A 23,787-nucleotide genomic window follows, 5' to 3' on the forward strand; every position below is an offset into this window, starting at 1 on the left:
GGCCGGCACTAGTGGCCGATCGAGTCCAGGGACGCCGGAATGTTGTCCAGGTAACCCTTGATGTTGCGGGCGGTTTCCTGCACGGAATCGCCGCCGAACTTTTCGGTGACGGCCTCGGCCAGGACGAGGGCGACCATGGCCTCGGCCACGACGCCGGCGGCCGGGACGGCACAGACGTCTGAGCGCTGGTGGTGCGCCTTGGCGGCCTCGCCGGTGCTGACGTCGACCGTTTTGAGCGCGCGGGGCACGGTGGCGATCGGCTTCATGGCGGCGCGGACACGGAGGACGTCGCCGATGCTCATGCCGCCTTCGATGCCGCCGGCGCGGTTGGAGGTGCGGATGATCCTGCCGTTGGAGTCCTTGACGATCTCGTCGTGGGCGGCGGAGCCGCGGCGGGACGCGGTGAGGAAGCCGTCTCCGACCTCAACGCCCTTGATGGCCTGGATGCCCATCAGGGCGGCGGCCAGACGGGAGTCGAGGCGGCGGTCCCAGTGGACGTAGCTGCCCAGTCCCGGCGGCAGTCCGTAGGCGAGGACCTCGACCACACCGCCGAGGGTTTCGCCTTCCTTGTGCGCGACGTCGACCTCGGCGACCATGGCGTCGGATGTTTCGCGGTCGAAGCAGCGCAGGGGGTCGGCGTCGAGGGCAAGAACGTTGGCCGGGACCGGGAGCGGACGGCCTTCCGGGACGGCGGTGCTGGCGATCGACACTGTGTGGGAGACCAGCTCGATGCCGAGCTGCTTGAGGAACGCGGAGGCGACGGTGCCGAGCGCCACCCGGGTGGCCGTCTCGCGGGCGCTGGCGCGCTCCAGCACGGGGCGTGCCTCGTCGAAGCCGTACTTCTGCATGCCGGTGAAGTCGGCGTGGCCGGGCCGGGGTCGGGTTAGCGGGGCATTGCGGGCCTGGTCGGCGAGGACTTCGGGGGCCACGGGATCGGAGGACATGATCTGTTCCCACTTGGGCCACTCGGTGTTGCCGACCTGGATGGCGACGGGGCCGCCCTGGGTCAGGCCGTGGCGGACGCCGCCGAGGATCGTGACGACGTCCTGTTCGAATTTCATCCGGGCGCCGCGGCCGTAGCCGAGCCGCCGGCGGGCCAGCGAATCGGCGATCTGGGCGCTGGTGAGTTCAACACCGGCGGGCACGCCTTCAATAATTCCGACCAGGGCCGGCCCATGGGATTCTCCGGCAGTCAACCAACGCAGCATAAATCCATCCTGCCATGTAAGGCGGTCAGAACACCCGTCGGGGCGCCCCGACTGCGTCACACATCACATCTATGACCTCGGCCGGCATGGCCTCGCCAAGGCCGGTGAAGTGGCGGACCTGTTCCACGGCCTGGTAGATGAGCATCTCAAGTCCGGGGACCACCGCGCCGCCGGCTTCCTGCCAGGCGGAGGCAATCCGGCTGGGCCAGGGATCATAGGCGACGTCGAGCAGCACACCGGGCCGGAGCTGCACTCCCGGGCGCTGCGTGAAAAGCCGCGCCAGTTCTTCGGCCAGGGGGTCTGCGGCGCGGGGCGGCAGCGTGGAAATCACGACGTCGGCAGCTGCGACCGCGGCGGCCGCCCCGGCCAGGGGCAGAATCCGGACGGGCAGGCCCACGGCGGCAGCGGCCGCCCGTGCTTCCGCGGCGCGGCTGACATCGCGGACGAAGATGTCCGCGTCCGGTGCGCCCAGTTCCTTCAGCGCCGCAACGGCAGCGGCTGAGGTGCCGCCGCCGCCGAGGACAGCGGCGGTGGGCGCGGACGCGGCGCCCGCATGGCGGAGCGCATTGACGATTCCGGCGACGTCGGTGTTGTAGCCGACCAGCCGCGTTGAGCCGGCACACGCTCCGGGGGCCTGGCGCTCAAACGCCACGGTGTTCACGACCCCCAGGGCGCGGGCAACGCCGCGGACCTCATCCACTTCGCGGACCATGCCGGTTTTCAGCGGCATGGTGACCGACAGTCCGCGCCAGCTCTCCCCCTGCCGGACGTCCTCCCGGACCCTGGCCATGAAGGCCGGGAGCGCGTCCTCCGTCACATCAATCGCCGAGTATTCCAGCTGCACACCAAGGTGGGCGTAGGCGGCCTGGTGCAGCGCCGGCGACTTGGAATGGCTGATCGGGTGCCCGAGCACGGCGGCCCGCAGCGTCATACGCAGCGTCCGGGGTTGCCCTCACACCAGGCGTTGTATCTGGCGACGTACGTGTTGTGCTCCGCCAGCGTCTTGGAGAACAGGGTCTCCTTGGTGTCCAGGTTGATGGTCACCCAGTAGAGGTATTCGTTCGCCTTGGGTTTCGCCGCCGCGTCGATCGCCGTCTTGCCCGGCGAGCCGATCGGCCCCACCGGCAGTCCCTGGTTGGCGTACGTGTTGTAGGGGTTTGACTTGTCGGTCTTCTGGGCCTCGTCAATGTGGAAGCTCTTGATGCCCAGCCCGTAGGTCACCGTGGCGTCCGACTGGATCAGCCCGTTCGTCTCGGTGTTGTTCGGCTTGAGCCGGTTGTAGATGGCTCCCGCCACATCGCCGTACTCGGCCTGGCCGCCCTCGGCCTGCACGATACTGGCGACCGTGACGACGTCGTACTGCTTCGCAGGATCGGTGACACCCTGTGACTTGAGCTCGTCGAGCGTGGTGGTGACCAGCTTCTGCAGCACATCCTTGGCCGGGGTGCCGAGCGGGAACCGGTACTCGCCGGGAGCGAGGAAGCCTTCGAGGTTCTTGGCTTTGGCCGGGACGCCGAACTGGGCGGGCGACTCGTTGAGCGCCTTGAGTTCCGAGACCGGAACTCCCGAGCCCTCGGAGATGGCCTGGAGCGATTCTCCGATCCTGAGTCCGGCGCTGAGGGCGAAGTACATGACCTTGCCCTGGTCCTTGTTCAGCAGCACGGCCACGGCGTCGGAATTCTTCATCTCATTGCGCATGGTGAATTCGCCGGGGGCCAGCGCCCCGCCGGCGGCGAGGAAGTCCCGGAGGAACGTGTCGGCGTTCGCTACGACCTTCTTCTCCTGGAGCTGGGTTGCCACCGATTTCGGCCCGGCGCCCTCGGGCACGGTGATGATGACCTCGCCTGTTCCGGGGCCAGGGTAGTCGGCAACGGTATCCCCGCCGAGGAGGGGTTTCAGGAACTGCGCGCCGACGGCTATCGCAATAACAAAGACCGACAGAGTCAGCAGCAGCGCAAGGAACCGGCGCCGGCGGCGGACCTTTTTGGACGGGCCCTTGGACGTGCGGATGGCGGCACCTCCGGCCATCACAACATGGCCGTCTTCCTCGTGGTGGTATTCGGCAGGCTGACCGTCCGCGCCATCGTAGGCATAGTGATCTTCGCCGGAGGGGTACACAGCGTGGCCGGCGTGGAACTCAGCGTCGTGGCCGTGATCGTAGGCGGCCGGGACTTCGGCTTGATAATGCGCAGTGTCCTCATGGGCAACCCCGCCGGCGTACTCGTGCACGGGCTCTTCGTGAGCCGGCTCGTAGAAGGCAGGTTCTCCATGCCCGGGCGCTTCATGCACGGGTTCTTCGTGGACCTGGCCGCCGTGGACAGGCTGCTCCTGGACAGGCTGCTCCTGGACAGGCTCTTCATAGACAGGCTCGTGCGGGGCGTCCGCGTGCAACGGCTCGTCAGAGACCGGTTCTTCGTGCACGGTCGGCGCTGCTGCCGGCACGTCCGGCGCGTCGGCGGCTTGCATCGGCGCGGGCTGGATCGGCCCGGAATGGAACCCGGGATCGGGGGCGGTGTCCCGCCCGGCCCCGGCGCTTGGCGCGGCTGCCGGGGTGTCCTCGCCGGTCTCGAAAGCCTGCGGCGGGATAACGTCCTGACTTTGGGTCACCTGGGACTTCTCCTGGGCCCTGATCTCCTTGCGCGTCAGCGGTCGGCCGGCGCCGCCGAAAGCATCACCGGAGGGGTCGTCACTGTTGACCGGGCTCACTGTAGCCTTCCATTTTGGGCAGAATGCGTTGTGCAGATTGCGTGTCTAATCCGGGAGTGGCCTGAGCGCCATCCCCGGTCGGCCCCGGCGTGGACTCCGCATATACGCGGCTTCCGACCTCCGTCCCCCTGGCCTTTTGCATATCGATCGCTTGTTGCAGGATACCTGCGGCCGCAACCTGATCAACAACCTTACGGTGATTTCGGCTGCTCATGCCAGCTTCGTGCAGGTTCCGGTGGGCGGTCACGGTGCTCAGCCGCTCATCGACCAGGCGAACCGGCACGTCAGAACCGCATTCCTCCAGTTTACCGGCCAGTAGTTTCGCGTAGTCCGATGCCATCCGGGCCGAGGCATGTTCCTCGCCCTTCATCGTCCGCGGAAGGCCAACGAAAATTTCAACCACGCCGAGTTCCTCGGCAAGGGCCGCAAGAATCCGCACATCGGTATTCTTCTTCGCGTTCCGGTCCAGGGTGCGCAGCGGCGTGGCAAGGATGCCATCACGGTCGCAGACCGCCACTCCGACCCGGACGGTGCCGACGTCTACCCCGAGTTTCACGCCCCGGGGGTAGTCGCCGGGCACAGCAGCTTCATTCATGACTGTTCCGTTATCGCCGGGTAATGGCGTCCACGACGGCGTCGAGGGCCGCACCGACCTTGGTGGCGTCGGTGCCGCCGCCCTGGGCGACGTCGTCCTTGCCGCCACCGCCGCCGCCGAGGATTCCGGCGGCGAGGCGGACCAGTGCGCCGGCCTTGACGCCGGCCGCGCGGGCAGCCTCGTTGGTGGCGATCAGGATGACCGGGCGGTCGTTGCTCACACCGGCGACGGCCACGGCGGCAGGCTCGGAGCCGAGGCGGGTGCGCAGGTCCAGGGCCAGGCCCCGCAGGTCATCGGCGCCGCTTACCTGGCCGGCATCGTGCGCGATGACCTTGACTCCTGCGGCGTCCTTCGCGGTACCCACGAGCTGAGCGGCCGCTGCTGTGAGCTGTTCCTTGCGCAGGCGCTCCAGTTCCTTTTCGGCGGTCTTGAGCTTGGTCAGGGTGGTGGCGATGCGGTCCGTGAGGAGACCGGAGGGAACCTTGAGCATTTCGGTGAGTTCGGTGACGAGGGCGCGTTCGGCGGCGAGGTGCCTGAAGGCATCCATGCCGACGAAGGCCTCAACGCGGCGGTTTCCCGAACCGACTGACTGTTCCCCGAGGAGGGACAGGCTGCCGATGAGTGAGGTGTTCTCGACGTGGGTGCCGCCGCACAGTTCACGGGACCAGGCGCCGTCGATCTCCACGACACGGACTTCGTTGCCGTAGTTCTCGCCGAAGAGAGCCATGGCGCCGAGGGCCTTGGCCTCGGCGAGGCCCATGACCTTCGTCTCCACGCGGTAGTTGTTGCGGATCGCGATGTTGGAAACTTCCTCGATCTCGGAGCGTGTCGCGGCGCTCAGTCCTTCACCCCAGGCGAAGTCGAAGCGCAGGTAGCCGGCCTTGTTGAAGGAGCCGCGCTGCAGCGCTTCCGGGCCGAGGATCTGGTGCAGGGCCGCGTGCACGATGTGCGTGCCGGTGTGGGCCTGCTCGGCGGCGTGCCGGCGTTCCCGGTCCACGGCAGCCTGGACCAGGGAGTCGGCTCCGATTTCACCTTCGCGGACGATCGCCTTGTGCACGCTCAGGCCCTTGATGGGGCGCTGGACGTCCAGGACCTCGACGACGAAGCCGTCGCCGGTGATCAGCCCGGTGTCGGCGGCCTGGCCGCCGGCTTCGGCGTAGAACGGGGTCTCGGCCAGGACGAGCTCGATTTCCTCGCCCGTGGAGGCCTGGGATACCTTGCGTCCGCCGGTAAGGATGCCGCGGACCTTGGATTCGCCGTTGAGTTCGGTGTAGCCGGTGAAGACGGTCTCGCCGGCGGAGAGCAGCTCCTGGAAGGCGCTGAGATCCGCGTGGGAGCCCTTCTTGCCCTTGGCGTCGGCCTGGGCGCGCTGGCGCTGTTCCAGCATGAGCTTGCGGAACTCCGGCTCGTCGACCTTCAGCCCGGCTTCTTCCGCCATTTCAAGGGTGAGGTCGATCGGGAAGCCGTAGGTGTCGTGCAGGGCGAAGGCGTCGGCGCCGGAGAGCGGCTGGCCGGCGGCCTGGGATTCCTTGACGGCGTCCTCAAGCCGGGCGGTGCCGGAGGCGATGGTGCGCAGGAACGCCTTCTCCTCGGCGTACGCGATCCGGCTGATCCGGTCGAAGTCCGTCTCCACAATCGGGTAGACGCCCTTCATGGCATCGCGGGAGGCCGGCAGCAGCTCCGGCAGGCAGGCCTTCTCGACGCCGAGCAGGCGCATCGAGCGCACGGCGCGGCGGATCAGGCGGCGCAGCACGTAGCCGCGTCCCTCGTTGGAGGGCGTGACGCCGTCGGCGATCAGCATGAGGGAGGAGCGGATGTGGTCGGCGACGACGCGCATCCGGACATCGTCCGTGTGGTGCGGGTCCGCGGCGGACTCGGCGGACGTGTATTCCCGGCCGGACAGGGCGGCGGCCCGGTCGATGACGGGACGCACCTGGTCCGTTTCGTACATGTTCTCGACGTCCTGGAGGATCATCGCGAGGCGTTCCATGCCGAGGCCCGTGTCGATGTTCTTCTTGGGCAATTCGCCGGTGATGTCGAAGTCGACCTTGGAGCGCACGTTGTCGATCTGGTACTGCATGAACACGAGGTTCCAGATTTCCACGTAGCGGTTCTCGTCCGCGATCGGTCCGCCTTCAACGCCGTAGGCGGGGCCGCGGTCGTAGTAGATCTCGGAGCAGGGGCCGGCCGGGCCGGGCTGGCCGGTGGACCAGTAGTTGTCCGCCTTGCCCATCCGCTGGATGCGCTCGGCGGGCATGCCGGTGTTCTTGAGCCAGAGCTGCTCGGCCTCGTCGTCTTCTTCGTAGACGGTGACCCACAGGAGCTCGGGCGGCAGTCCGTAGCCGCCGTCGTCAACGCTCGTGGTGAGCAGTTCCCAGGCGTACTTGATGGCGTCTTCCTTGAAGTAGTCGCCGAAGGAGAAGTTGCCGCACATCTGGAAGAAGGTGCCGTGGCGGGCCGTCTTGCCAACTTCCTCGATGTCGCCGGTCCGGATGCACTTCTGCACGCTGGTGGCGCGCTTGTAGGGTGCTTCCTCCCGGGCGGTCAGGTAAGGGATGAACGGGACCATGCCGGCCACCGTGAACAGCAGGGAAGGGTCGCTGGAGACCAGGGAGGCGGAAGGAACCGCCGTGTGGCCCTTGCTGACAAAAAAGTCGATCCAGCGCTTGGTGATCTCCTGCGACTTCATGAGCTGATTACTTACCCTTCAATATTCACTGTGTTTATGTTCACGGTGTTTATGTTCACTGCGTTCGGCGTTTACGCGGGTAGTCCGCGGAACGGTTGGTCGCGGCCTGTGGCCGTGCGGGCGGCGCCCTTTCGGGTGCCACCGTTTTTCTCATTCTCTCCCGGCTAGCGCCGGACTGCATCCTTGCCAGCGGAGCTCTTGCTGACGGCCTTCTCCAGGCCTGCGTCGATCCCCAAAGCCCCCCGGAGTTCGGTCTCGCGTTCGTTCATGCCCTCGCGGACGGCGTCGGCGAAGTCGTACAGTCCGTCGGCGAGCCTGCCGACGGCCCGGTTAAGGCCTTCGGGGCCCAGGTTGGACTGCGCTTCGGTGATCTTGCGGAACGCGATGACGCCGATGGCGACGCCGATTCCCATCCAGATGATTCTGTTCATGTCAGGTTCTCCAGCGGGGCTTAGCGGCTACGGCGGCCGGTGGCGGGCTTCTTGCGGGCGGTGAAGGCCGAGCGCACGCCGTAACTGAAGGACGCGACCTTGATCAGCGGCGACCCGACGGTGGCGGCCATAAGCGAGGACAGCGCCGAGATGTTGGCGGAGGCGTCGGAAACGTTGTTCGCGATCCCGTCGACCTTCTTCAGCTGCTCGTTGGTGGTGGAGACGGTGGCAGTGACTTCGTCCATCAGCGGGGTGGCCCCGTCGCTGATCGAACGGATGGAGGTCCGGACTTCGTCGAACACTCCCCCGAGCTTGAGGATCGGCACGGCAAGCAGCAGGACCAGCAGTGCAAACACTCCGGCCGCGATCAGGCCGGCAATATCGCCACCAGTCATAGTCGTTCATCTCCTTGTTGCATCGTGTATCCGCGGGCGTCTCCGGCTGACACAGCCGGCAACCGCAGAACTCCCCCAAGTACCTTACATACAAAGAAGCCCGTGGCGCTTGCCACGGGCTTCTTTGTAAGGTGTCGCGTTGGATCTAGCGTGCGTAGAATTCCACAACGAGCTGCTCTTCGCAGGTCACGGGGACCTCAGAGCGCTTGGGGCGACGGACCAGGCGTGCCTGCAGGGCGTCAAGCTTGACGTCCAGGTATGCCGGAACCATCGGCAGGACGTCGCGGTGAGCGCCGGCTGCTGCAACCTGGAACGGAGGCATGGTCTCGCTGCGGCTGTGAACGTGGACCAGCTGGCCCTCAGAGACGCGGAAAGACGGGCGGTCAACGCGGATGCCGTCGACCAGGATGTGGCGGTGGACTACCAGCTGGCGGGCCTGGGCGATCGTACGGGCGAAGCCTGCACGCAGCACGAGGGCGTCGAGACGCATTTCGAGCAGTTCGATCAGGTTTTCACCGGTCAGGCCCTTGGTGCGGCGTGCTTCTTCGAAGGCACGGGTCATCTGGGCTTCGCGGATGCCGTACTGGGCGCGCAGACGCTGCTTTTCGCGCAGACGTACGGCGTAGTCAGAGTCCTGCTTCTTGCGGGCACGGCCATGCTCACCGGGGCCGTACGGGCGGCGCTCCATGTACTTGGCGGCCTTGGGGGTCAGAGCAATGCCGAGTGCACGCGAGAGGCGTGCGGTACGGCGAGCACGAGTGTTGTTAGCCACTTGTGTCCTTCCAATATCTGCGGTGTGTCAGTGTTACTGGCCTCCACGATGGAGAGCATCGGCCAACCGCTGCCTTTTGCTACTGGGCACAGGGCAAACCCATCAAATGAGCATCGCAACAACGTGCAATGCCGGAATCAGGTGGATTGTGCGTCTGTGCCTTGCCAGACAACGAACAAGCCTACCACGCTGGAGCCTGCAGCCCGTCAGTCCGGTCAGGGCAGCAGGTCTGGGCAGCAGGCCAGGGCAGCAGGTCAGGTCCTGGCGTGCACGCCCCGGCTGCTGCGCCGCCCGAAGGACGCGGCACCCAGGAATTCCACGGCCACGAACGAAGCCGGCCCTGCCACCCATTCATCGTGGCCGGGCGGAATCGTGTAGGTGTCGTTGGGATGGATCGTGGTCCGCAGCCCGTCGGAGGATTCCACTTCCATCATCCCCGAGATGCAGAACCCGAGGTGATGGTGCTGGCACAGCTCGGTCTGTTCGAAGGGTCTGATCGACTCGGACCACCGCCACCCCGGTCCGAGAATGAGGCGGGCCACCGAGTAGTCGTTCACGGTGACAAGGTCGTATTCGGCGTTTTCCGGGCACCGCTTCTTGTCCGGTACATCGAACGACTTGACTGCCAGGGCTGTGACGAAATTCAAGGACATGGAAACACGACCTAGGAAACTTGGACGGTGAAGCCCGGCGGTGAGCCAGGCTACTGATGTGCCGGCCGCTGACCTGAGGTCCGGAAAGCGAAGAGCCGACGATGTGTGCTGCTTGCCGCGTGTCCAAGTGCGGTCGGAGCGGTCACAACACGCACGTTCAGCAGGTCCTTGCTGATCTAAATCCACGTTAGACCTCACGGACCGGAAGTCAACGGGCAGTTTTTTTGGGCGGCCGGCTACTTGCCCCGGATTATCTTTCGCAGCCGCTCCAGCCGGGTGGAAATGTCCCGCTCCGCACCGTTGGCCGTGGGCTCGTAGTAGTTGCGGCCCACCAGATCGTCCGGCGGGTACTGCTGGGTGGCCACGGAATGGGGTGCGTCATGGGCGTATTTATAGCCCTGCCCGTGGCCAAGTTGCTTGGACCCCGGGTAGTGGGCGTCGCGCAGGTGGGCAGGGATGCCGTTGCCCAGGCCGGCGCGGACGTCGGCGATCGCCTGGTTGATGCCCAGGTAGGCGGCGTTGGATTTGGGTGCGGTGGCGAGGTGGACCACGGCCTCGGCCAGGATGATGCGGCCTTCCGGCATGCCGATGAGCTGCACGGCCTGCGCCGCTGCGACGGCGGTCTGCAGCGCCGTCGGATCGGCCATGCCGACGTCCTCGGCCGCGGAAATGACGATGCGCCGGGCCACGAACCGCGGGTCCTCCCCCGCCTCGAGCATCCGGGCGAGGTAGTGCAGGGCAGCGTCGACGTCGGAGCCCCTGATGGACTTGATGAAGGCACTGACGACGTCGTAGTGCTGGTCGCCGGCGCGGTCGTAGCGGACCGAGGCGACGTCCAGGGCACGTTCCGTGTGCTTGAGTTCGATCTTCATCGGAGCCGCCGCGGCCTCCCCTGCTGCGTCGGCGTCGTCCGCGTCCCCGAACGCGACGCCGGCCGCCGCCTCGAGCGCGGTCAGTGCCCGGCGGGCGTCCCCGCCGGAGAGCCGGACGAGGTGCGCCAGGGCCTCGTCGCTGAGCTCAACCTTGCCGCCGAGCCCGCGGTCATCAGTTGCGGCCCGCAGGAGAAGGCCCTCGACGTCGGCGTCGGTCAGCGGTTTGAGCGTCAGCAGCAGGGACCGCGAGAGCAGCGGGGAGACGACGGAGAAGGACGGGTTTTCGGTGGTTGCCGCGACCAGGACAACCCAGCGGTTTTCGACGCCGGGCAGCAAGGCGTCCTGCTGGGCCTTGTTGAAGCGGTGGATCTCGTCAAGGAACAGCACGGTGGTGGTCTTGAAGAGGTCCCGGGCGGTGAGGGCCTCGTCCATCACGCGGCGGACGTCCTTGACGCCGGCGGTGATGGCGGAGAGCTCGACGAACTTCCGGCCTGGACCCTTGGCGATGACGTGGGCGAGCGTGGTCTTGCCGGTACCGGGAGGGCCCCAGAGGATCAGCGAACTGGGGCCAGCGGGTCCGGTGGCGTCCGTTCCTGCGGCGAGCTGGCGCAGCGGCGAGCCCTGGCCAAGGAGGTGCTGCTGGCCTACCACGTCATCGAGTGTCCGCGGCCGCATCCTGACGGCGAGCGGGCTGCGCGGGGAGACTCTGCGGGCGTCGCCGGGCTGGTCGGCGTCGCCGTCATCCTCGATAGCGGCGCCGCCGTCCCGCCCTGCGCCAAAGAGATCATCCACATAGATAGGCTACTTCTAGTTCCCGCCCGCCCAGACACTCACCTCACAACGGAGACCCGCGCCATGACAACCACCGAGTCCCGTGTGGCCTTCGTCTCCGGCGCCCGGCTGCCGGGGTGGGTGGAGAGATTCGCGGCGAGCCACGGCACGCTGGCCGAGGAGGAGCTCGACGGCGGGCTGCAGTTGCGTGCTGCGGACGGGGCCGTGGCCCTGCTGCAGGCGCCGTGGCCGGCGGACGGCCGCCCCGGGCGCGGCGAAGACGCCGTCGCCCGCCTCGCATCCCTGGCGTCCCAGCCGCGGGGCATCGGGGCGGTACTGGTCCGCCGCGGAGGCTACTCCGTGGCAGTGGTGAGCGGCGGAGCTGTGCTCGCGTCCAAGACCGGGACCCGGCATGTCCAGTCCCGGACGGCTGCCGGCGGCTGGTCGCAGCAGCGCTTTGCCCGGCGGCGGGCCAACCAGGCCGATGCGCTGGTGGAGGCCGTGGCGGAGCATGCCGCGCGGATTTTCGCGGAGCACCGGATCGAGTACCTGGCTCCCGGCGGCGACCGGACCTTGGCCGAGCAGGTTCTCGCCGAACCGGTGCTGAAGCAGTACGCCACACGGCCGAGGCTGGCGTTCCTCGATGTCCCGGATCCGCGCGCCGCAGTGCTGAAGAAGGCCGCCGCGGACCAGTGCGCGGTGCGGATCCTGGTGACGGATCCGCCTAACGCCCCTAAGGCTCACCCGCAGGAGTAGACGGAAGGCGCGACGCCAAGGCGATGCCCGCAGCGATCTGCAGCAGACTCACCGCCCGCGTCAGTCCGGGACGGTCGGCCCACATGCGCATGCACTTGCGCCATGGCTCCGGGCCGAACTCCCACCGGGTCGAGTGCTGGACCGGAAACAACACTCCAAGGACACCGTCACCGATGGCCATCATTGCGGCGGACTCCGCGAGAACGATTTTCATGAGATGCCTCCACTGATTGCGGCCGCGGACGGACGGCGCGGCCTGGCCGAGGGGCGCATGCCCTATTCACTCCGATTGTTCTCCGGCAGCGATCAGGGTTCCCAGTGCTGAAATGCCCTTTCGTCACCAGGTATCCCGTGACCGGCCCGGGACAACCGGATCTTACGACTCAGCGCCCGTCCTCACTGCTGGGGCATGGAAGGATTCACTTATGACTATCGATAAAGATGATGCCAACCTCCCGGCGTCAACGGATGCACAGGGCAGTGACGCCTCGACCAACATCCGCCGTGGCTGGGACCACATTGGGGCCATAATTGTCGACGCAACGTTGCAGCGACGGCAGAACTATCACGCGACCGTCCTGCCTCGCGTTATGGCCATGGTTGAGGCTTGGCCGGATGCCGCCACGACCAGTGGATTCCGCCGTCGCCTCGCTACGGGAAAACTCTCGGAAGTCATCAATTGGCCGTCGCCTGGCCGCCTGGCCCAGATTGAGGACATCACATACGTGCTCGAACGTCAGGGCATCGAAACTGTAATGGACCTCCGGGTCACACTCGGTGACGAAGCCAAGAGAGGCGTTCTGCGGGAGGAACTGGCGGCTGTGCGGCATGTCAGTCCGAAAACACTGGATTACATTGAGACCCTGAGCGGCCCCACCACCGGTGCTGCCGCCACGTCCCCGGGCGACGACAAAGAACAACGAACCGCTCCCCCAAGCGTCGACGCGGGCTGACACGTTTACGTTCTGGCGCAGGCGCTCTGGAGAGATCTAGCCGCGACATCGGGTGTTTGAAACCTCGTGACCCGGCTGGACGACCTGGCTGAGTTCACGGACAGCGGGCTACAGCTGCCGACCTTATGATTTCCTCGACCAATCCGCGCTGCACCCCGCGACTGCGACATCCAATCCGTGCTGCCGGCTGAGGACTCCATGGCTCTGGAAGGGCACGCGACGAGTGGTTCAGGCGTGTTGGATCAGGAGGCATTCCGGATACGGGTCCTCGATAGGCTCTGGCCAGCCCGGGTCATCTATGTCTGCGGCGGCCCATCGGTGCCCGGCCGTGAATAGGTGCCAGTCGGGGAAGGGATCCGGGGGCAATTCCGTTTCGGGATCCCGCCCTGGATCCGGGCCGGGGCCTCCGGCGGGCGCCGGGTCCGGGTGCTGTCCCGGATCTGCGCCTTGCCCCCGGCGTGCATCTGCGGGCAGGAGGTGGTCCGGCCAGTGGGGTGGTTCCCAGTCCTGGTGTTCGCTCCGGTAGTGCCGGCCTGAGGGTGAGACCCATCCCGGCGGGTCGTTCATGGTGGCGCCGGCTGGTGTCCAGGCGGACCCGTGTTTGAGGCGGTGGTGTTTGCGGCAGGGCTGGCCCAGGTTGGCGATCCCGGTGGTGCCGCCGTCGGCCCAGGCCAGGAGGTGGTCGGCTTCGTTGTCCAGGGAGTGGTTGTTGCAGCCGGGGAACGGGCATTTGCCGTCACGGAGGCGGAGCCACTGGCGCTGGACCTTCGTCGGGCGGTAGCTGGTCCGGCCGATCTCCAGCGGTGCGCCGTCGCGGGGGTCGGTCAGGACCCGGTGGAACGAGTCGGCGCCGCCGGCGATCAGGCGGCGGGCCATGGACGGCGGGATCGGCCCGTACCCGTCCAGCATGGCCGGTTCGTCACTGGCGCCCAGCAGGGACATCACCGGGACGGTGATCAGGACCTGCGCCCGCGGGACCGGCACATCCCCGACCAGGCCAACCATCCCGGTCCCACCGCCGGCCAACCCGCCAGCGATCCCGTCCGGAGTCCCCGGGCCGGCGCTTGCGGTCCCGTTGCCGGTGAGGAGCAGGGTCGCGGCGATGTCGGCGCGCAGCTGGGTCAGGGTCCGGGCCTCGTCCGGGCCCTGAAGGGTGCGGGCCGCGGTGGTGGTCCGTTCCCAGATCCCGGCGGCGGTGTCGGCCGGGAGGTAGGCGTTGAGCCAGGCCATGCCGTCGCGGTCCGGGACGAACTCCACCCGCCGGTCCGCCGCGCACCTGGCGTGGCGTATTTCGATGCTGACCGGGTGGTGGCGTTCCCGCCACGTGCGTGCCTTGGCGCGGAACCGGGACGGCACCAACTCCCCCGCCGGGCACCCGCGGGCCGGACCCGGCGCGTCGGGGTCCAGGAAGTGCGCCTCCAGCGCGGCCGCCGAGGCCGGGTCAAGGACGGCGGTCTCGTCCACCATGATCCTGGCGTGCTGCCAGGACAGCGTCCCGGCCTGCAGGGCTCCCAAGGTCAGCGGCAGCGCCGCCGTCAATGCCTGCGATTCTGTCAGCAGGGCACTGGCGGAACGTTCACTCACCGTCAGGACACACGCGACCTCCGCCACCAAAGCCATCTCCTGGGCGGTGCGCTCCTGCGGGGACGCTGCGGGCGGCACCAACGCCCTGGCCGCGCTCACGTATTCCGCGAGGAGCCGCACCTTCAAAGCCGCGGAACGAGCATCACGCCTGGCCAACTCGGCCAACCCGTCCAAACATGCATCCGCCACATCCCGCAACGGATCGCCCCCTAACGGATCAGGCCGGGAATCAACATGATCAGCGGCGGCAACGGACGGACCAGTCTGATCAACGCCGGCCGCGGTGACGGGATCCAACGCCGTAGTCAACGCAACGACAGCAGCCAAGGCCGCCCTGCCCTCCGCACTCCAGTCCGTGCTGTCCATACTTCAAACCTAGCGGGCACCACTGACAATAATGATGGGGTGAAGGCCATTTCCGACGCCACGCATCGTGAGGGTTTCCGGGGTCATGACGCCCGCAACTTCCGAGGGGACGGCGATACTCTGGATGCCGTCGTGTGCTCGTGCTGGCGGCGCACAGATTATTTCCGCCAGTAAATATGGTTGACGCCCACACGCTGCCCGGCGAACGTTGAAACGCTCAATTGGCAAGGCGCCGCATTCAAGAAGTCATTCCTTGGGGGAACATGAAACCGGTCAGGACGACGCTAGCTGCCACTCTTGTGGCAGCGCTTGCCGGATGTACGTACACGGGGCCGCCGGAGGGCACGGGAACCACGGCACCCGCCGCCACCGCCTCCAGCCCCGCTCAGGAGACCAACCAGCCACAGGTGCTTGCGGGAGTATTCGTGTCACAGGCAACCATGACGCGCGGCACCGTCGCCCGGACGGTAACTCCGTCGAAGGTAGAGCTGGAGCTCGCTGGATTCTCGACTGGAGATGGCGACGATCTTTACGTGCACCTCAACCCTGGCACCCTGGAGCCTTCGGCCTCCGGGGAACGTGGGCTCAGTTCCACGGAATACTTTGTGGTGGCACCCCTGAAAGCACAGATGGGCACTCAGTATTACGATCTGACTGCCGAGTGGCAGACACTACCGAAGATCAGAAGCGTCACCATCTACAGATCCAGCTCCGACGTCCAGGAAGCCTACGGCACGGCAAATCTCGCAGAGCGTTAACAGTAATGTTCGCCGGCTCTCCAGCGAGCCGGATTCATCTGAGATCCTGCAATCGATCGGTCCTGATCCAGTAGCGCAGCACAGCGCCATTCCCGGCGTCATCCTCGAGGATGCCGCCATGGCGCTCTATGGTCCTTGCCGAGGCGGCGTTTCCAGCCTTGCAGACAACCAGCAAGCGTTCCATCCCCCGCACTTCCGCCTCGCGGACCATACGACCAAGAGCCCAGGTTGCCAGTCCGCGCCGGCGGCCCGTCGGCCGGATTCCGTAGCCGATGTGTCCGGCCCGCGGCGCTAAATGGTGTCCCTCGTGACGCAGCGCGATCCCGCCGAGCACTTGGCCGTCCTCAACAATCCAGCGGTACGTGCAGCGTTCCGACTCCCCTGCCAGCCGTTCCACCCACGCCGCGAATCCGGCTGTGGACCCGACGTCGTCCGTCGGCAACAGCCCGAACCCGTCTTCATGGACGCCGGGACCCCACTCGGCATGCGCCTCTATCCAGGCCGCGTGCAGCCGTCCGGTGGGTTCGATCAGCTCGGGCATGCCGCAACAATACCGGCCAGAATCAAGGGGACGTAACCTCGGCCATGCGCACAGCAACCTGGCTGCGAGGCTCCTCAAGATGGAATCGGACAAAACTAATCAATGCTTCGTCCGCAAGGCGGGGGTAGTGCTGCCTCAGTGCCGTACGCAGTGCTTGCAGCGAAGATGCTCCCTCCAGTTCCGCGTGTTCCGGCGTCAATTCGTCAAAGCGGAGCTCTTCGACGTCGTCAATCACGCCGTGGAGCCGGCGGTACCCGTCATCATCTTCGAAGATGAAGAGTGCGGGTCCGGTTTCAACCGGGTCCCGATATCTGGTGGTCGCCGTCTTCCGACCGGACCGGACGCGGTCGAAGTAGGCACTGTTGAACCGGACAATCCGTTCGGCCGCGGCCCCGGGGTAGTGATAGGCGAAAGGCAAAAGCTCGTGAATGGGCGTGCAGTCCGGCCCTTCCGCCGTGGGCACGATGACGAAGCAGTCCGGGTGCAGATCCAGGAGAGTCTGGCGGCAGCGTCCGCAGGGGGCAATGACGCCCCTGCTGTCATTGCTTACCGCGACCATTGTCGTCAGTGGCCCGGCACCAGCCGTCGCCGCTGCCCCGAGAACGACAAGTTCGGCGCACGGTCCCCCGGTGAAGTGGTATACGTTCGTGCCGGTGAAAATCCGCCCTTCCGTGTCCATCGCGGCTGCGGCGACCGTGTGGTTCGGGGAATCACCCATCCGGCCCACGAGCTCGTTCGCCGCGTCCAGTACACGCTGTTCGTTGGCATACAACATCGGATCATCCTCGCATGCGCTCCGGCATACGTCGTGGCACGTCAGCGCGGGCGCAGGGCCGCACCGCGGACGGACACGGCGGCCCTTCCCGACGCCGTCGGCCTAAGCTCGTCACATGCATTCTCATAGCGACCCGCTGCCCTCTCCCCCGAAGCGCGTGCTCGTGGCAGGCGTATCGGGCGTCGGCAAGACGACGCTCGCCCGGCGAATCGCTGCCATGACGGGAGGTCCGCACACTGAGATCGACGCGCTTTTCCATGGCCCGGAATGGACGCCACGCCCGGAGTTCCTCGCCGACGTCCGTTCTCTGATCAGGACCGAGTCGTGGACCACCGAGTGGCAATACGACGCCGCGCGTCCTCTGCTCGCGGGGCGCGCAGAGGTGCTGGTCTGGCTCGACCTGTCATTTGCACGCGTGACGCTTCCCCGCCTCGTCCGGCGCACGATCCGCCGCCGCTGGACCCGCGAGGAGTTGTGGAACGGCAACCGCGAAGCGCCCTTGTGGACGGTTCTCACCGATCCTGACCACATCGTGCGCTGGGCCATCAGGTCCCGGCGGAACTACCACTCGGCCGTGCCCGGCCTCCTGCATGCGTACCCGCACCTCACCATTGTGCGGCTGCGTTCGCAGAAGGAAGCCGAGGTTTGGCTGGCCGGGCCGCTCGCCGGCGCGGTCAGCGCGTCCGCACGTGACCGGCAAAGGAGCCCGGTAGCCTGTCCGGATGATTGCTGAAGATCACCTTGAAAGCGTCCGGTCAACGTACGACGTCGTCGCGGAAAGCTACGCGCGCCTGTTGCCCGACGCCGGCTTCGAGGCACCGACGGACCGCGGCATGATCGAAGCTTTCGCCACCCATGTGGCCGAGGGAACCGCACAAACGGTCGTCGATGCCGGGTGCGGGACGGGACGCATGACACGGCTGCTGGCGTCACGGGGCGTGGACGTATCGGGAATTGATGTGTCCGCCGGGATGATTGCCGTGGCCCGCCGCAACAGTCCCGGGCTCAGCTTCGAGGTCGGCGAACTTGCGGATCTACCCTTCGCGGACGGGCAGCTGGGCGGGGTCTTCGCCTGGTATTCGATTATCCATACGCCGGCATCGGATCTCCCCCGGGTGTTCGCCGATTTCTTCCGCGTGCTGGCGCCCGGAGGCCACGCCCTGCTCAGCTTCCACGTCGGCGAGGGTACCCGGCATCTCTCGCGCGCCTACGGCCACGACGTGTCGCTGGAGGCCCGGCTCTTCACGCCGGAGGTCATCGCGGAGCACCTGGCGGACGCCGGCTTCGACGTGGCCGCCCAGCTGACCCGCCCGCCACGTTCCCAGGAAAAGACGCCCCAGGCCGTACTCCTCGCACACCGGCCGGGCTGAAGGCGCGGCGTTAGCTGACAACGCGGAGTCAGCAGCCCGTCAGGTGCCGCTTCGGCCGTTCCTGCCGGTAAAGGTACCGGCCCGCCGTCAGGAATCCCGCGCGGGCGTAGAGTTCCCGGGCGCCGGCATTGGAGGCCATCACCAGCAGCCAGTAGCTGCCGGCGCCCCGGGCGTCGCCTTCACGCAGCAGCGCACCCAGGATCCGGGCCGCATAGCCGCGCCGCCGGGCGTCGGGGCGCGTCGCCATGCAGTACAGCCCGCCTGTTCCGTCTTCCCCGCCTGGAGGAATGGCAAGGCGTCCGACGGCGGCCGGCCGGCCGTCGTCGTCGCGCACGAGGGCGTACAGGGAGGGGCAGCGTTCGAGGATCCCGCGGGCGACGGCCACGGCTGCGTCGTCGCCGCGTCCGTCCACGCTCCACCACAGGCGCAGCCACTCCGGGGTAGGCTCCGTGGAAATCTCGACGCCGGGATCAGCCGCCGCAGTATCGGTGCCGCGGTCCCGTACCAGCACCAGTGTCTCGGACTGCCGGGTGAACCCTTCCTCGTCAAGGAGAGCGTTGAGCGGGGCGTAGCGCGGGTCCTCGAATATCTGGAAGATCAGCGGCAGCCGGCGGTTCCGGTACCAGAGGCGTGCCTCGCGGAGCGCGGCCAGCTGCCGGTGCGCGTCGCCGCCGGGTTCGCGGGGCCATACTGAGTTGGCCCGCTGGGTCACCCCGGAGGCGGCGCGGAGTACCCAGCCGCCGGATTCCTCGCGCTCCGCGGCGGGCCAGGCGGCATCCATCAGCGCTTCAATACCGGGCATCGGTTCCCGTGCCATGTGATCTCCTCCGTCCCCCACGTCTTCTACTGCTTCAGCGGCCCCAGATGCGCCGACAGCAAAGGCTCCCCGGTTTCCCGGAGAGCCTTTGCTGATCGTCGTGTCAGGCTACTTGGCGTCGTCTGCCACCGGCGGAGCAGCCTTCTTGGCTTCCGGCTTGAAGTCCACGCCGGCTTCCTTGCGCTGCTGCGCCGTGATCGGGGCCGGAGCCTGGGTCAGCGGGTCGAAGCCGCCGCCGGACTTCGGGAACGCGATGACGTCGCGGATGGACTCGACGCCTGCCAGCAGCGCGACCACACGGTCCCAGCCGAAGGCGATGCCGCCGTGGGGAGGCGCGCCGAACTTGAAGCCCTCAAGCAGGAAGCCGAACTTGGTCTGGGCGTCCTCCTTGTCCAGGCCCATGAGCTCGAAGACCCGTTCCTGCACGTCGCGCTCGTGGATACGGATCGAGCCGCCGCCGATTTCGTTGCCGTTGCAGACGATGTCGTAGGCGTAGGACAGGGCCGACTCGGGATCCTGGTCGAAGCTGTCCATGAACTCGGGCTTGGGTGAGGTGAATGCGTGGTGCACGGCGGTCCACTTGCCGGCGCCGACGGCGACGTCACCGGACGCCACTGCGGCTGCTGCGGGTTCGAACATCGGTGCGTCCACGACCCAGCAGAAGGCCCAGTCTGCGGGGTTGATCAGGCCGGTGCGGTGGCCGATCTCCACACGGGCAGCGCCCAGGAGGGCGCGGGACGGGGTCTTCTCGCCGGCGGCGAAGAAGATGCAGTCGCCGGGCTTGGCGCCGACCGCGTCGGCCAGGCCCGCACGCTCGGTGTCGGTGAGGTTCTTTGCCACGGGACCGGCGAGTTCGCCGTCTTCCTTGTACAGGACGTACGCCAGGCCCTTGGCGCCGCGCTGCTTGGCCCATTCCTGCCAAGCGTCGAGGGCGCGGCGGGCCTGGGAGGCGCCGCCCGGCATCACAACGGCACCGACGTAAGGCGCCTTGAAGACGCCGAAGTTGGTGTCCTTGAAGAATTCGGTGAGTTCGGTGAGCTCCTGGCCGAAGCGCAGGTCCGGCTTGTCCGAGCCGTAGCGGGCCATGGCGTCGTGGTACGTGATGCGCTGGATCGGAGTCGGGATTTCGACGTCGATCAGCTTCCACAGTGCCTTGACGATGCTCTCGCCGAGACGGATGATGTCGTCCTGCTCGACGAAGCTGGCTTCGATGTCGAGCTGGGTGAATTCCGGCTGGCGGTCCGCGCGGAAGTCCTCGTCGCGGTAGCAGCGGGCGATCTGGTAGTACTTCTCGAAGCCGCCCACCTGCAGGAGCTGCTTGAACAGCTGCGGGGACTGCGGCAGCGCGTACCAGGAACCCGGTGCCAGGCGTGCGGGGACCACGAAGTCACGGGCGCCTTCCGGCGTCGAACGGGTCAGCGTCGGGGTTTCGATCTCGACGTAGCCGTCCTGGTGGAGCAGTTCGCGGGCCACGCGGTTGGCCTCGGAGCGCAGGCGCAGGTTGCGGGCGGGGCCGGGGCGGCGCAGGTCGAGGTAGCGGTGCTTGAGGCGGGCTTCCTCGCCCACTTCGACGTGCTCGTCGATCTGGAAGGGCAGCGGATCGGAGGTGTTGAGGATGGTGACCTTCTCGGCCATGACCTCGATCTCGCCGGTGGCCAGCGCGGGGTTCTCGTTGCCCTCGGGACGCCGGGAAACGGTGCCCACGATCTGCAGCACGAACTCGTTGCGCAGGCCGTGGAAGACCTCTTCTTCACGGACGACCACCTGGGACACGCCCGAAGCGTCGCGCAGGTCAACGAAGGCGACACCACCGTGGTCACGACGCCGGCCGACCCAGCCGGCGAGGGTTACGGTTTGTCCAATGTGCTCGGAACGAAGGGATCCGAGGTCATGTGTGCGCAGCACAGCACGCCTTTCTGAAGAAGACAGAGGGAAATCAAAACTCATGTTCAATAGGATCGCTACAGGAACGATCCCGTACGAGTTTACCCGTTGGAAAGGCCCCTCCCGCCATGGCAAGCCGCCACCCGAGCCAGCCCTCTCCCGGCCGGCACCACCAGGAGCAGCTGCAGCGCCGGCTGGGCGTTCTGGATTCCACCGCGATCGGGCTCGGCTCCATGCTGGGCGCCGGCGTCTTTGTGGTCTTCGCGCCGGCAGCTGCGCTGGCCGGTCCCCTGCTGGCCGTGGCCGTGGCGGTCGCCGGTGTGATCGCGTACTGCAACGCGGTGGCCTCCGCCCAGCTGGCGGCAAGATACCCGTCCAGCGGCGGCACGTACGTCTATGGGCGGATCCGGCTGGGCGAGTGGCCGGGCTTTATTGCCGGCTGGGGATTCGTGACCGGCAAGACGGCCTCCTGCGCGGCCATGGCCCTGACGTTCGGACACTATGTGGCACCGGAATTCGCGACGCCGCTGGCGGTGGCCGCCGTCGTGGTCCTGACCGGAGTGAACCTGCTGGGGATCACGCGGACCGCGCTGCTGACCCGGATCCTGCTGGGCGTGGTGCTCGCGACCCTCGCCTTCGTGGCGGCCGCCGCTGTCCTGGGCCCGCATCCTGGATCGGAGGGTGCCGCCATCATCGGCGCAGGGGCGGGCGGCTGGGGTGTCCTCCCCGCCGCCGGGCTGATGTTCTTCGCCTTCGCCGGATATGCCCGGATCGCGACGCTGGGCGAAGAAGTCAAGGACCCGGCCCGCACCATACCGCGGGCCATCCTTGCGGCACTGGCAGCGGCCTTCGTGATCTACCTCGGGCTGGCGTTGCTGCTCCAGTGGCACCTGCCGCCGCAGCAGCTGGCCACCTCGACGGCGCCGCTGCTCGACGCAGTGACCAGCTCCAGGCTCAGCGCCGGCGCCCCGTTCGTTCAGGCGGGGGCGGCGGCCGCCTGCCTCGGCGCGCTGCTGGCACTCATCACGGGGGTGGGCAGGACCGCCATGGCGATGGCGCGGGAACGTGACCTGCCTTCCCCGCTCGCGCGGGTGGGCGGCGCGCACACTGTTCCCTTCCTCGCCGAACTGACCGTCGCGGCTGCCGTTATCGTGCTGCTGCTGACCACGAGCGTGCTGACGGTAGTGGGCTTCTCCAGCTTCGGCGTGCTGGTGTACTACTCGGTGACGAACGCCGCCGCTTTCACCCTGCCCGCGCGGCCCTGGCATGCGCCGCGCTGGCTCAACGTCCTGGGGTTCCTCGGCTGCCTGCTCCTGGCCGTCACACTGCCGCCGGCCTCGGTGCTGGGCATGGCGGCAGTGCTGGCCGTGGGCGTAGCCGGACGCCTCCTTGTGCTGCGGTGGCGGCTCCGGAAAGTCGGCGCCTAGGCTGCGTCTCCGCCGCCTGGGTGTACTAGGCCCTCAGGACCCGGACGTTCAGGTCGTCCGCGGCCGGAGCCCAGGTGGCCGGATCGGCGTCGAGCTGTTCGCCGGAGCGGATGTCCTTGACCTGGTGCTTGCCGTCGTCGTCGGTAAACCAGACGAAGGGGATGCCGCGGCGGTCGGCGAATTTGATCTGCTTGCCGAACTTCTCGGCCTTGGCCGCGACCTCGGTGGCGATCCCGCGGCTGCGCAGCTGAGCGGCGACGTCCTGCGCCGCGCCCCAGCTGTCGTCGCTGTTGAGCGCCACGAGCACGGCGGTCGGCACGGAGCGTGTTGCCTTGGCGAGGTCCTGGCTGAGTATCCGGGAGACCAGACGGGTCACGCCGATGGAGAGGCCGACGCCGGGGAACTTGCGGTTGCCCTTGCTGGCGAGGGCGTCGTAGCGTCCGCCGGAGCAGATCGAGCCGAGCTGTTCGTGGCCCACCAGGACGGTTTCCACCACGGTGCCTGTGTAGTAGTCCAGGCCGCGGGCAATGCTGAGGTCGGCGACCACCCTGCCGGGCGCCCGCTGGACGGCTGCCGCGATGACCTGCTCCAGTTCGGCCAGGCCCTCTTCGAGCAGTTCGTTGCTGACCCCCAGCGCGCGGACCTGCTCCACGAAGGAGGTGTCCTCGGTGCGGATCGAAGCCAGGCTGAGGGCGGCCTGGGCCTGCTCGTCAGTGGCGCCAAGCTCAGACTTGAGCAGTTCCGCCACCTTGGCCGGGCCGATCTTCTCGAGCTTGTCGATGCTGCGCAGTACCCCGGCGGTGTCCGTGAGTCCGATGCCGTTGTAGAAGCCCTCGGCCAGCTTGCGGTTGTTGATCCGGAGCAGGAAGTCCGGAATCGGCAGGGCGCCCAGGGCCTCGGCGATGACCAGCGCAATCTCGACGTCGTAGCGGAACGGCAGTTCGCCGTCGCCCACGATGTCGATGTCCGCCTGGGTGAACTCGCGGGCACGGCCTTCCTGCGGACGCTCGCCGCGCCAGACCTTCTGGATCTGGTAGCGGCGGAACGGGAAAGCGAGGTAGCCGGCGTTCTCGACGACGTACCGGGCGAACGGCACGGTGAGGTCGAAGTGCAGGGCCAGGGCGTGCGGATCGCCCTTGTGCGACTTGGCTTCTTCGCTCTCCTCGTCCTGGAGCCGGCTCAGCCCGTACACCTCTTTGTCGATCTCGCCCTTGCGCAGCAGCTGCCCGACCGTTTCCACGGCACGGGTCTCAATCGAGGAAAAGCCATGGAGTTCAAAGACCCGGCGCAGCGTGTCCAGCACATGCAGCTCCACCAGCCGCTCCTCGGGAAGCCACTCGGGGAATCCGGACAGGGAGGCGGTGCGTGCCATGGTGGATTTTCTCCTCAGGTAAAACCGGCCGGAGCCTCCTGTGCCGCGTTGCGGCCGAAAAGGGCCGTCCGAAACGGGATCAGATGGGCTGC

General features: G+C 67.3%; 23 protein-coding genes. 6 read left to right on the top strand and 17 right to left on the bottom strand.

Annotation, left to right across the window (positions count from 1 at the left end; all coding sequences use genetic code 11):
- Positions 1–8: 8 nt before the first annotated feature.
- From aroC to LDO13_RS10045, 10 genes are all read right to left on the bottom strand, one after another.
- Positions 9–1,208: a chorismate synthase gene (gene aroC / locus LDO13_RS10000; RefSeq protein ID WP_224046618.1), complete on the bottom strand. Its 1,200-nt coding sequence runs from the start codon at positions 1,206–1,208 to the stop codon at positions 9–11.
- Positions 1,209–1,233: 25 nt separating this feature from the next.
- Positions 1,234–2,139 carry a shikimate dehydrogenase gene (locus tag LDO13_RS10005; protein ID WP_224046619.1) on the bottom strand — a complete coding sequence of 302 codons (906 nt, stop codon included), beginning with the start codon at positions 2,137–2,139 and terminating at the stop codon, positions 1,234–1,236.
- The gene (mltG, locus tag LDO13_RS10010) at positions 2,136–3,914 is read right to left on the bottom strand and encodes an endolytic transglycosylase MltG (RefSeq protein WP_224046620.1); all 1,779 of its coding nucleotides are present in this window, start codon (positions 3,912–3,914) and stop codon (positions 2,136–2,138) included. Before mltG ends, LDO13_RS10005 begins: the two co-directional genes overlap by 4 nt.
- Complete coding sequence (gene ruvX / locus LDO13_RS10015) at positions 3,895–4,509, bottom strand: Holliday junction resolvase RuvX (RefSeq protein WP_224046621.1); 615 nt, start codon at positions 4,507–4,509, stop codon at positions 3,895–3,897. The genes mltG and ruvX overlap by 20 nt, the downstream gene beginning before the upstream one ends.
- Before the next feature lie 10 nt (positions 4,510–4,519).
- The gene (gene alaS / locus LDO13_RS10020; RefSeq protein WP_224046622.1) at positions 4,520–7,198 is read right to left on the bottom strand and encodes an alanine--tRNA ligase; all 2,679 of its coding nucleotides are present in this window, start codon (positions 7,196–7,198) and stop codon (positions 4,520–4,522) included.
- 164 nt (positions 7,199–7,362) lie between these two features.
- A complete protein-coding gene (locus LDO13_RS10025; RefSeq protein WP_224046623.1) occupies positions 7,363–7,629 on the bottom strand; it encodes a DUF6167 family protein in 267 nt (88 codons plus the stop codon).
- Between the two features lie 20 nt (positions 7,630–7,649).
- Positions 7,650–8,024, bottom strand: a complete 375-nt coding sequence (locus LDO13_RS10030; protein WP_224046624.1) for a DUF948 domain-containing protein — start codon at positions 8,022–8,024, stop codon at positions 7,650–7,652.
- 145 nt (positions 8,025–8,169) lie between these two features.
- Entirely contained in the window at positions 8,170–8,796 is a 627-nt protein-coding gene (rpsD, locus tag LDO13_RS10035) for a 30S ribosomal protein S4 (protein ID WP_224046625.1), read from the bottom strand.
- Positions 8,797–9,050: 254 nt separating this feature from the next.
- Positions 9,051–9,449, bottom strand: a complete 399-nt coding sequence (locus tag LDO13_RS10040; RefSeq protein WP_224046626.1) for a cupin — start codon at positions 9,447–9,449, stop codon at positions 9,051–9,053.
- Positions 9,450–9,685: 236 nt separating this feature from the next.
- Positions 9,686–11,071: a replication-associated recombination protein A gene (locus LDO13_RS10045; protein WP_224049747.1), complete on the bottom strand. Its 1,386-nt coding sequence runs from the start codon at positions 11,069–11,071 to the stop codon at positions 9,686–9,688.
- Between the two features lie 105 nt (positions 11,072–11,176).
- Here LDO13_RS10045 and LDO13_RS10050 point away from each other — a divergent pair, with 105 nt between their 5' ends.
- Entirely contained in the window at positions 11,177–11,848 is a 672-nt protein-coding gene (locus LDO13_RS10050) for an acVLRF1 family peptidyl-tRNA hydrolase (protein ID WP_224046627.1), read from the top strand.
- On the opposite strand, the gene LDO13_RS10055 is transcribed toward LDO13_RS10050, so the two are convergent.
- Complete coding sequence (locus LDO13_RS10055; protein WP_224046628.1) at positions 11,826–12,062, bottom strand: hypothetical protein; 237 nt, start codon at positions 12,060–12,062, stop codon at positions 11,826–11,828. The two genes, LDO13_RS10050 and LDO13_RS10055, sit on opposite strands and share 23 nt — an antisense overlap.
- Before the next feature lie 211 nt (positions 12,063–12,273).
- Here LDO13_RS10055 and LDO13_RS10060 point away from each other — a divergent pair, with 211 nt between their 5' ends.
- Complete coding sequence (locus LDO13_RS10060) at positions 12,274–12,801, top strand: hypothetical protein (RefSeq protein ID WP_224046629.1); 528 nt, start codon at positions 12,274–12,276, stop codon at positions 12,799–12,801.
- Between the two features lie 228 nt (positions 12,802–13,029).
- Here LDO13_RS10060 and LDO13_RS10065 read toward each other — a convergent pair whose 3' ends face one another.
- Entirely contained in the window at positions 13,030–14,751 is a 1,722-nt protein-coding gene (locus LDO13_RS10065; RefSeq protein WP_224046630.1) for an HNH endonuclease signature motif containing protein, read from the bottom strand.
- Between the two features lie 425 nt (positions 14,752–15,176).
- Between LDO13_RS10065 and LDO13_RS10070 the strand changes: the two genes are divergently transcribed.
- Positions 15,177–15,509 (top strand): DM13 domain-containing protein, encoded by a 333-nt coding sequence (locus tag LDO13_RS10070; protein WP_263422128.1) that lies wholly within the window; start codon positions 15,177–15,179, stop codon positions 15,507–15,509.
- 34 nt (positions 15,510–15,543) lie between these two features.
- Here LDO13_RS10070 and LDO13_RS10075 read toward each other — a convergent pair whose 3' ends face one another.
- Both LDO13_RS10075 and LDO13_RS10080 read right to left on the bottom strand, forming a co-directional pair.
- Positions 15,544–16,050, bottom strand: coding sequence for a GNAT family N-acetyltransferase (locus tag LDO13_RS10075; protein WP_224046632.1), 507 nt, complete (start codon positions 16,048–16,050; stop codon positions 15,544–15,546).
- Positions 16,051–16,072: 22 nt separating this feature from the next.
- Positions 16,073–16,825 carry an ASCH domain-containing protein gene (locus LDO13_RS10080; RefSeq protein WP_224046633.1) on the bottom strand — a complete coding sequence of 251 codons (753 nt, stop codon included), beginning with the start codon at positions 16,823–16,825 and terminating at the stop codon, positions 16,073–16,075.
- Positions 16,826–16,940: 115 nt separating this feature from the next.
- On the opposite strand from LDO13_RS10080, the gene LDO13_RS10085 reads away from it, so the two are divergent.
- On the top strand, positions 16,941–17,558 hold the full coding sequence (locus LDO13_RS10085) for an AAA family ATPase (RefSeq protein WP_224046634.1): 618 nt from the start codon (positions 16,941–16,943) through the stop codon (positions 17,556–17,558).
- Complete coding sequence (locus tag LDO13_RS10090; protein WP_224046635.1) at positions 17,548–18,195, top strand: class I SAM-dependent methyltransferase; 648 nt, start codon at positions 17,548–17,550, stop codon at positions 18,193–18,195. The genes LDO13_RS10085 and LDO13_RS10090 overlap by 11 nt, the downstream gene beginning before the upstream one ends.
- 28 nt (positions 18,196–18,223) lie before the next feature.
- On the opposite strand, the gene LDO13_RS10095 is transcribed toward LDO13_RS10090, so the two are convergent.
- On the bottom strand, positions 18,224–19,012 hold the full coding sequence (locus tag LDO13_RS10095) for a GNAT family N-acetyltransferase (protein ID WP_224046636.1): 789 nt from the start codon (positions 19,010–19,012) through the stop codon (positions 18,224–18,226).
- Between the two features lie 108 nt (positions 19,013–19,120).
- Positions 19,121–20,917: an aspartate--tRNA ligase gene (aspS, locus tag LDO13_RS10100; protein ID WP_224046637.1), complete on the bottom strand. Its 1,797-nt coding sequence runs from the start codon at positions 20,915–20,917 to the stop codon at positions 19,121–19,123.
- 107 nt (positions 20,918–21,024) lie between these two features.
- Here aspS and LDO13_RS10105 point away from each other — a divergent pair, with 107 nt between their 5' ends.
- Positions 21,025–22,323 (top strand): APC family permease, encoded by a 1,299-nt coding sequence (locus LDO13_RS10105; RefSeq protein WP_224046638.1) that lies wholly within the window; start codon positions 21,025–21,027, stop codon positions 22,321–22,323.
- Positions 22,324–22,348: 25 nt separating this feature from the next.
- Here LDO13_RS10105 and hisS read toward each other — a convergent pair whose 3' ends face one another.
- Positions 22,349–23,695: a histidine--tRNA ligase gene (gene hisS, locus LDO13_RS10110; RefSeq protein ID WP_224046639.1), complete on the bottom strand. Its 1,347-nt coding sequence runs from the start codon at positions 23,693–23,695 to the stop codon at positions 22,349–22,351.
- Positions 23,696–23,787 lie beyond the last annotated feature (92 nt).

The organism is Arthrobacter sp. NicSoilB4 (assembly GCF_019977335.1).
In the GTDB taxonomy this organism is placed as follows: Bacteria; Actinomycetota; Actinomycetes; order Actinomycetales; family Micrococcaceae; genus Arthrobacter.

Bases quoted from the DNA above. Each gene is read 5' to 3' on its own strand.
- aroC (WP_224046618.1), bottom strand. From the start codon at position 1,208: ATGCTGCGTTGGTTGACTGCCGGAGAATCCCATGGGCCGGCCCTGGTC.
- LDO13_RS10005 (WP_224046619.1), bottom strand. From the start codon at position 2,139: ATGACGCTGCGGGCCGCCGTGCTCGGGCACCCGATCAGCCATTCCAAG.
- ruvX (WP_224046621.1), bottom strand. From the start codon at position 4,509: ATGAATGAAGCTGCTGTGCCCGGCGACTACCCCCGGGGCGTGAAACTC.
- alaS (WP_224046622.1), bottom strand. From the start codon at position 7,198: ATGAAGTCGCAGGAGATCACCAAGCGCTGGATCGACTTTTTTGTCAGC.
- LDO13_RS10025 (WP_224046623.1), bottom strand. From the start codon at position 7,629: ATGAACAGAATCATCTGGATGGGAATCGGCGTCGCCATCGGCGTCATC.
- LDO13_RS10030 (WP_224046624.1), bottom strand. From the start codon at position 8,024: ATGACTGGTGGCGATATTGCCGGCCTGATCGCGGCCGGAGTGTTTGCA.
- LDO13_RS10040 (WP_224046626.1), bottom strand. From the start codon at position 9,449: ATGTCCTTGAATTTCGTCACAGCCCTGGCAGTCAAGTCGTTCGATGTA.
- LDO13_RS10050 (WP_224046627.1), top strand. From the start codon at position 11,177: ATGACAACCACCGAGTCCCGTGTGGCCTTCGTCTCCGGCGCCCGGCTG.
- LDO13_RS10055 (WP_224046628.1), bottom strand. From the start codon at position 12,062: ATGAAAATCGTTCTCGCGGAGTCCGCCGCAATGATGGCCATCGGTGAC.
- LDO13_RS10060 (WP_224046629.1), top strand. From the start codon at position 12,274: ATGACTATCGATAAAGATGATGCCAACCTCCCGGCGTCAACGGATGCA.
- LDO13_RS10065 (WP_224046630.1), bottom strand. From the start codon at position 14,751: ATGGACAGCACGGACTGGAGTGCGGAGGGCAGGGCGGCCTTGGCTGCT.
- LDO13_RS10075 (WP_224046632.1), bottom strand. From the start codon at position 16,050: ATGCCCGAGCTGATCGAACCCACCGGACGGCTGCACGCGGCCTGGATA.
- LDO13_RS10080 (WP_224046633.1), bottom strand. From the start codon at position 16,825: ATGTTGTATGCCAACGAACAGCGTGTACTGGACGCGGCGAACGAGCTC.
- LDO13_RS10085 (WP_224046634.1), top strand. From the start codon at position 16,941: ATGCATTCTCATAGCGACCCGCTGCCCTCTCCCCCGAAGCGCGTGCTC.
- LDO13_RS10090 (WP_224046635.1), top strand. From the start codon at position 17,548: ATGATTGCTGAAGATCACCTTGAAAGCGTCCGGTCAACGTACGACGTC.
- LDO13_RS10095 (WP_224046636.1), bottom strand. From the start codon at position 19,012: ATGGCACGGGAACCGATGCCCGGTATTGAAGCGCTGATGGATGCCGCC.
- LDO13_RS10105 (WP_224046638.1), top strand. From the start codon at position 21,025: ATGGCAAGCCGCCACCCGAGCCAGCCCTCTCCCGGCCGGCACCACCAG.
- hisS (WP_224046639.1), bottom strand. From the start codon at position 23,695: ATGGCACGCACCGCCTCCCTGTCCGGATTCCCCGAGTGGCTTCCCGAG.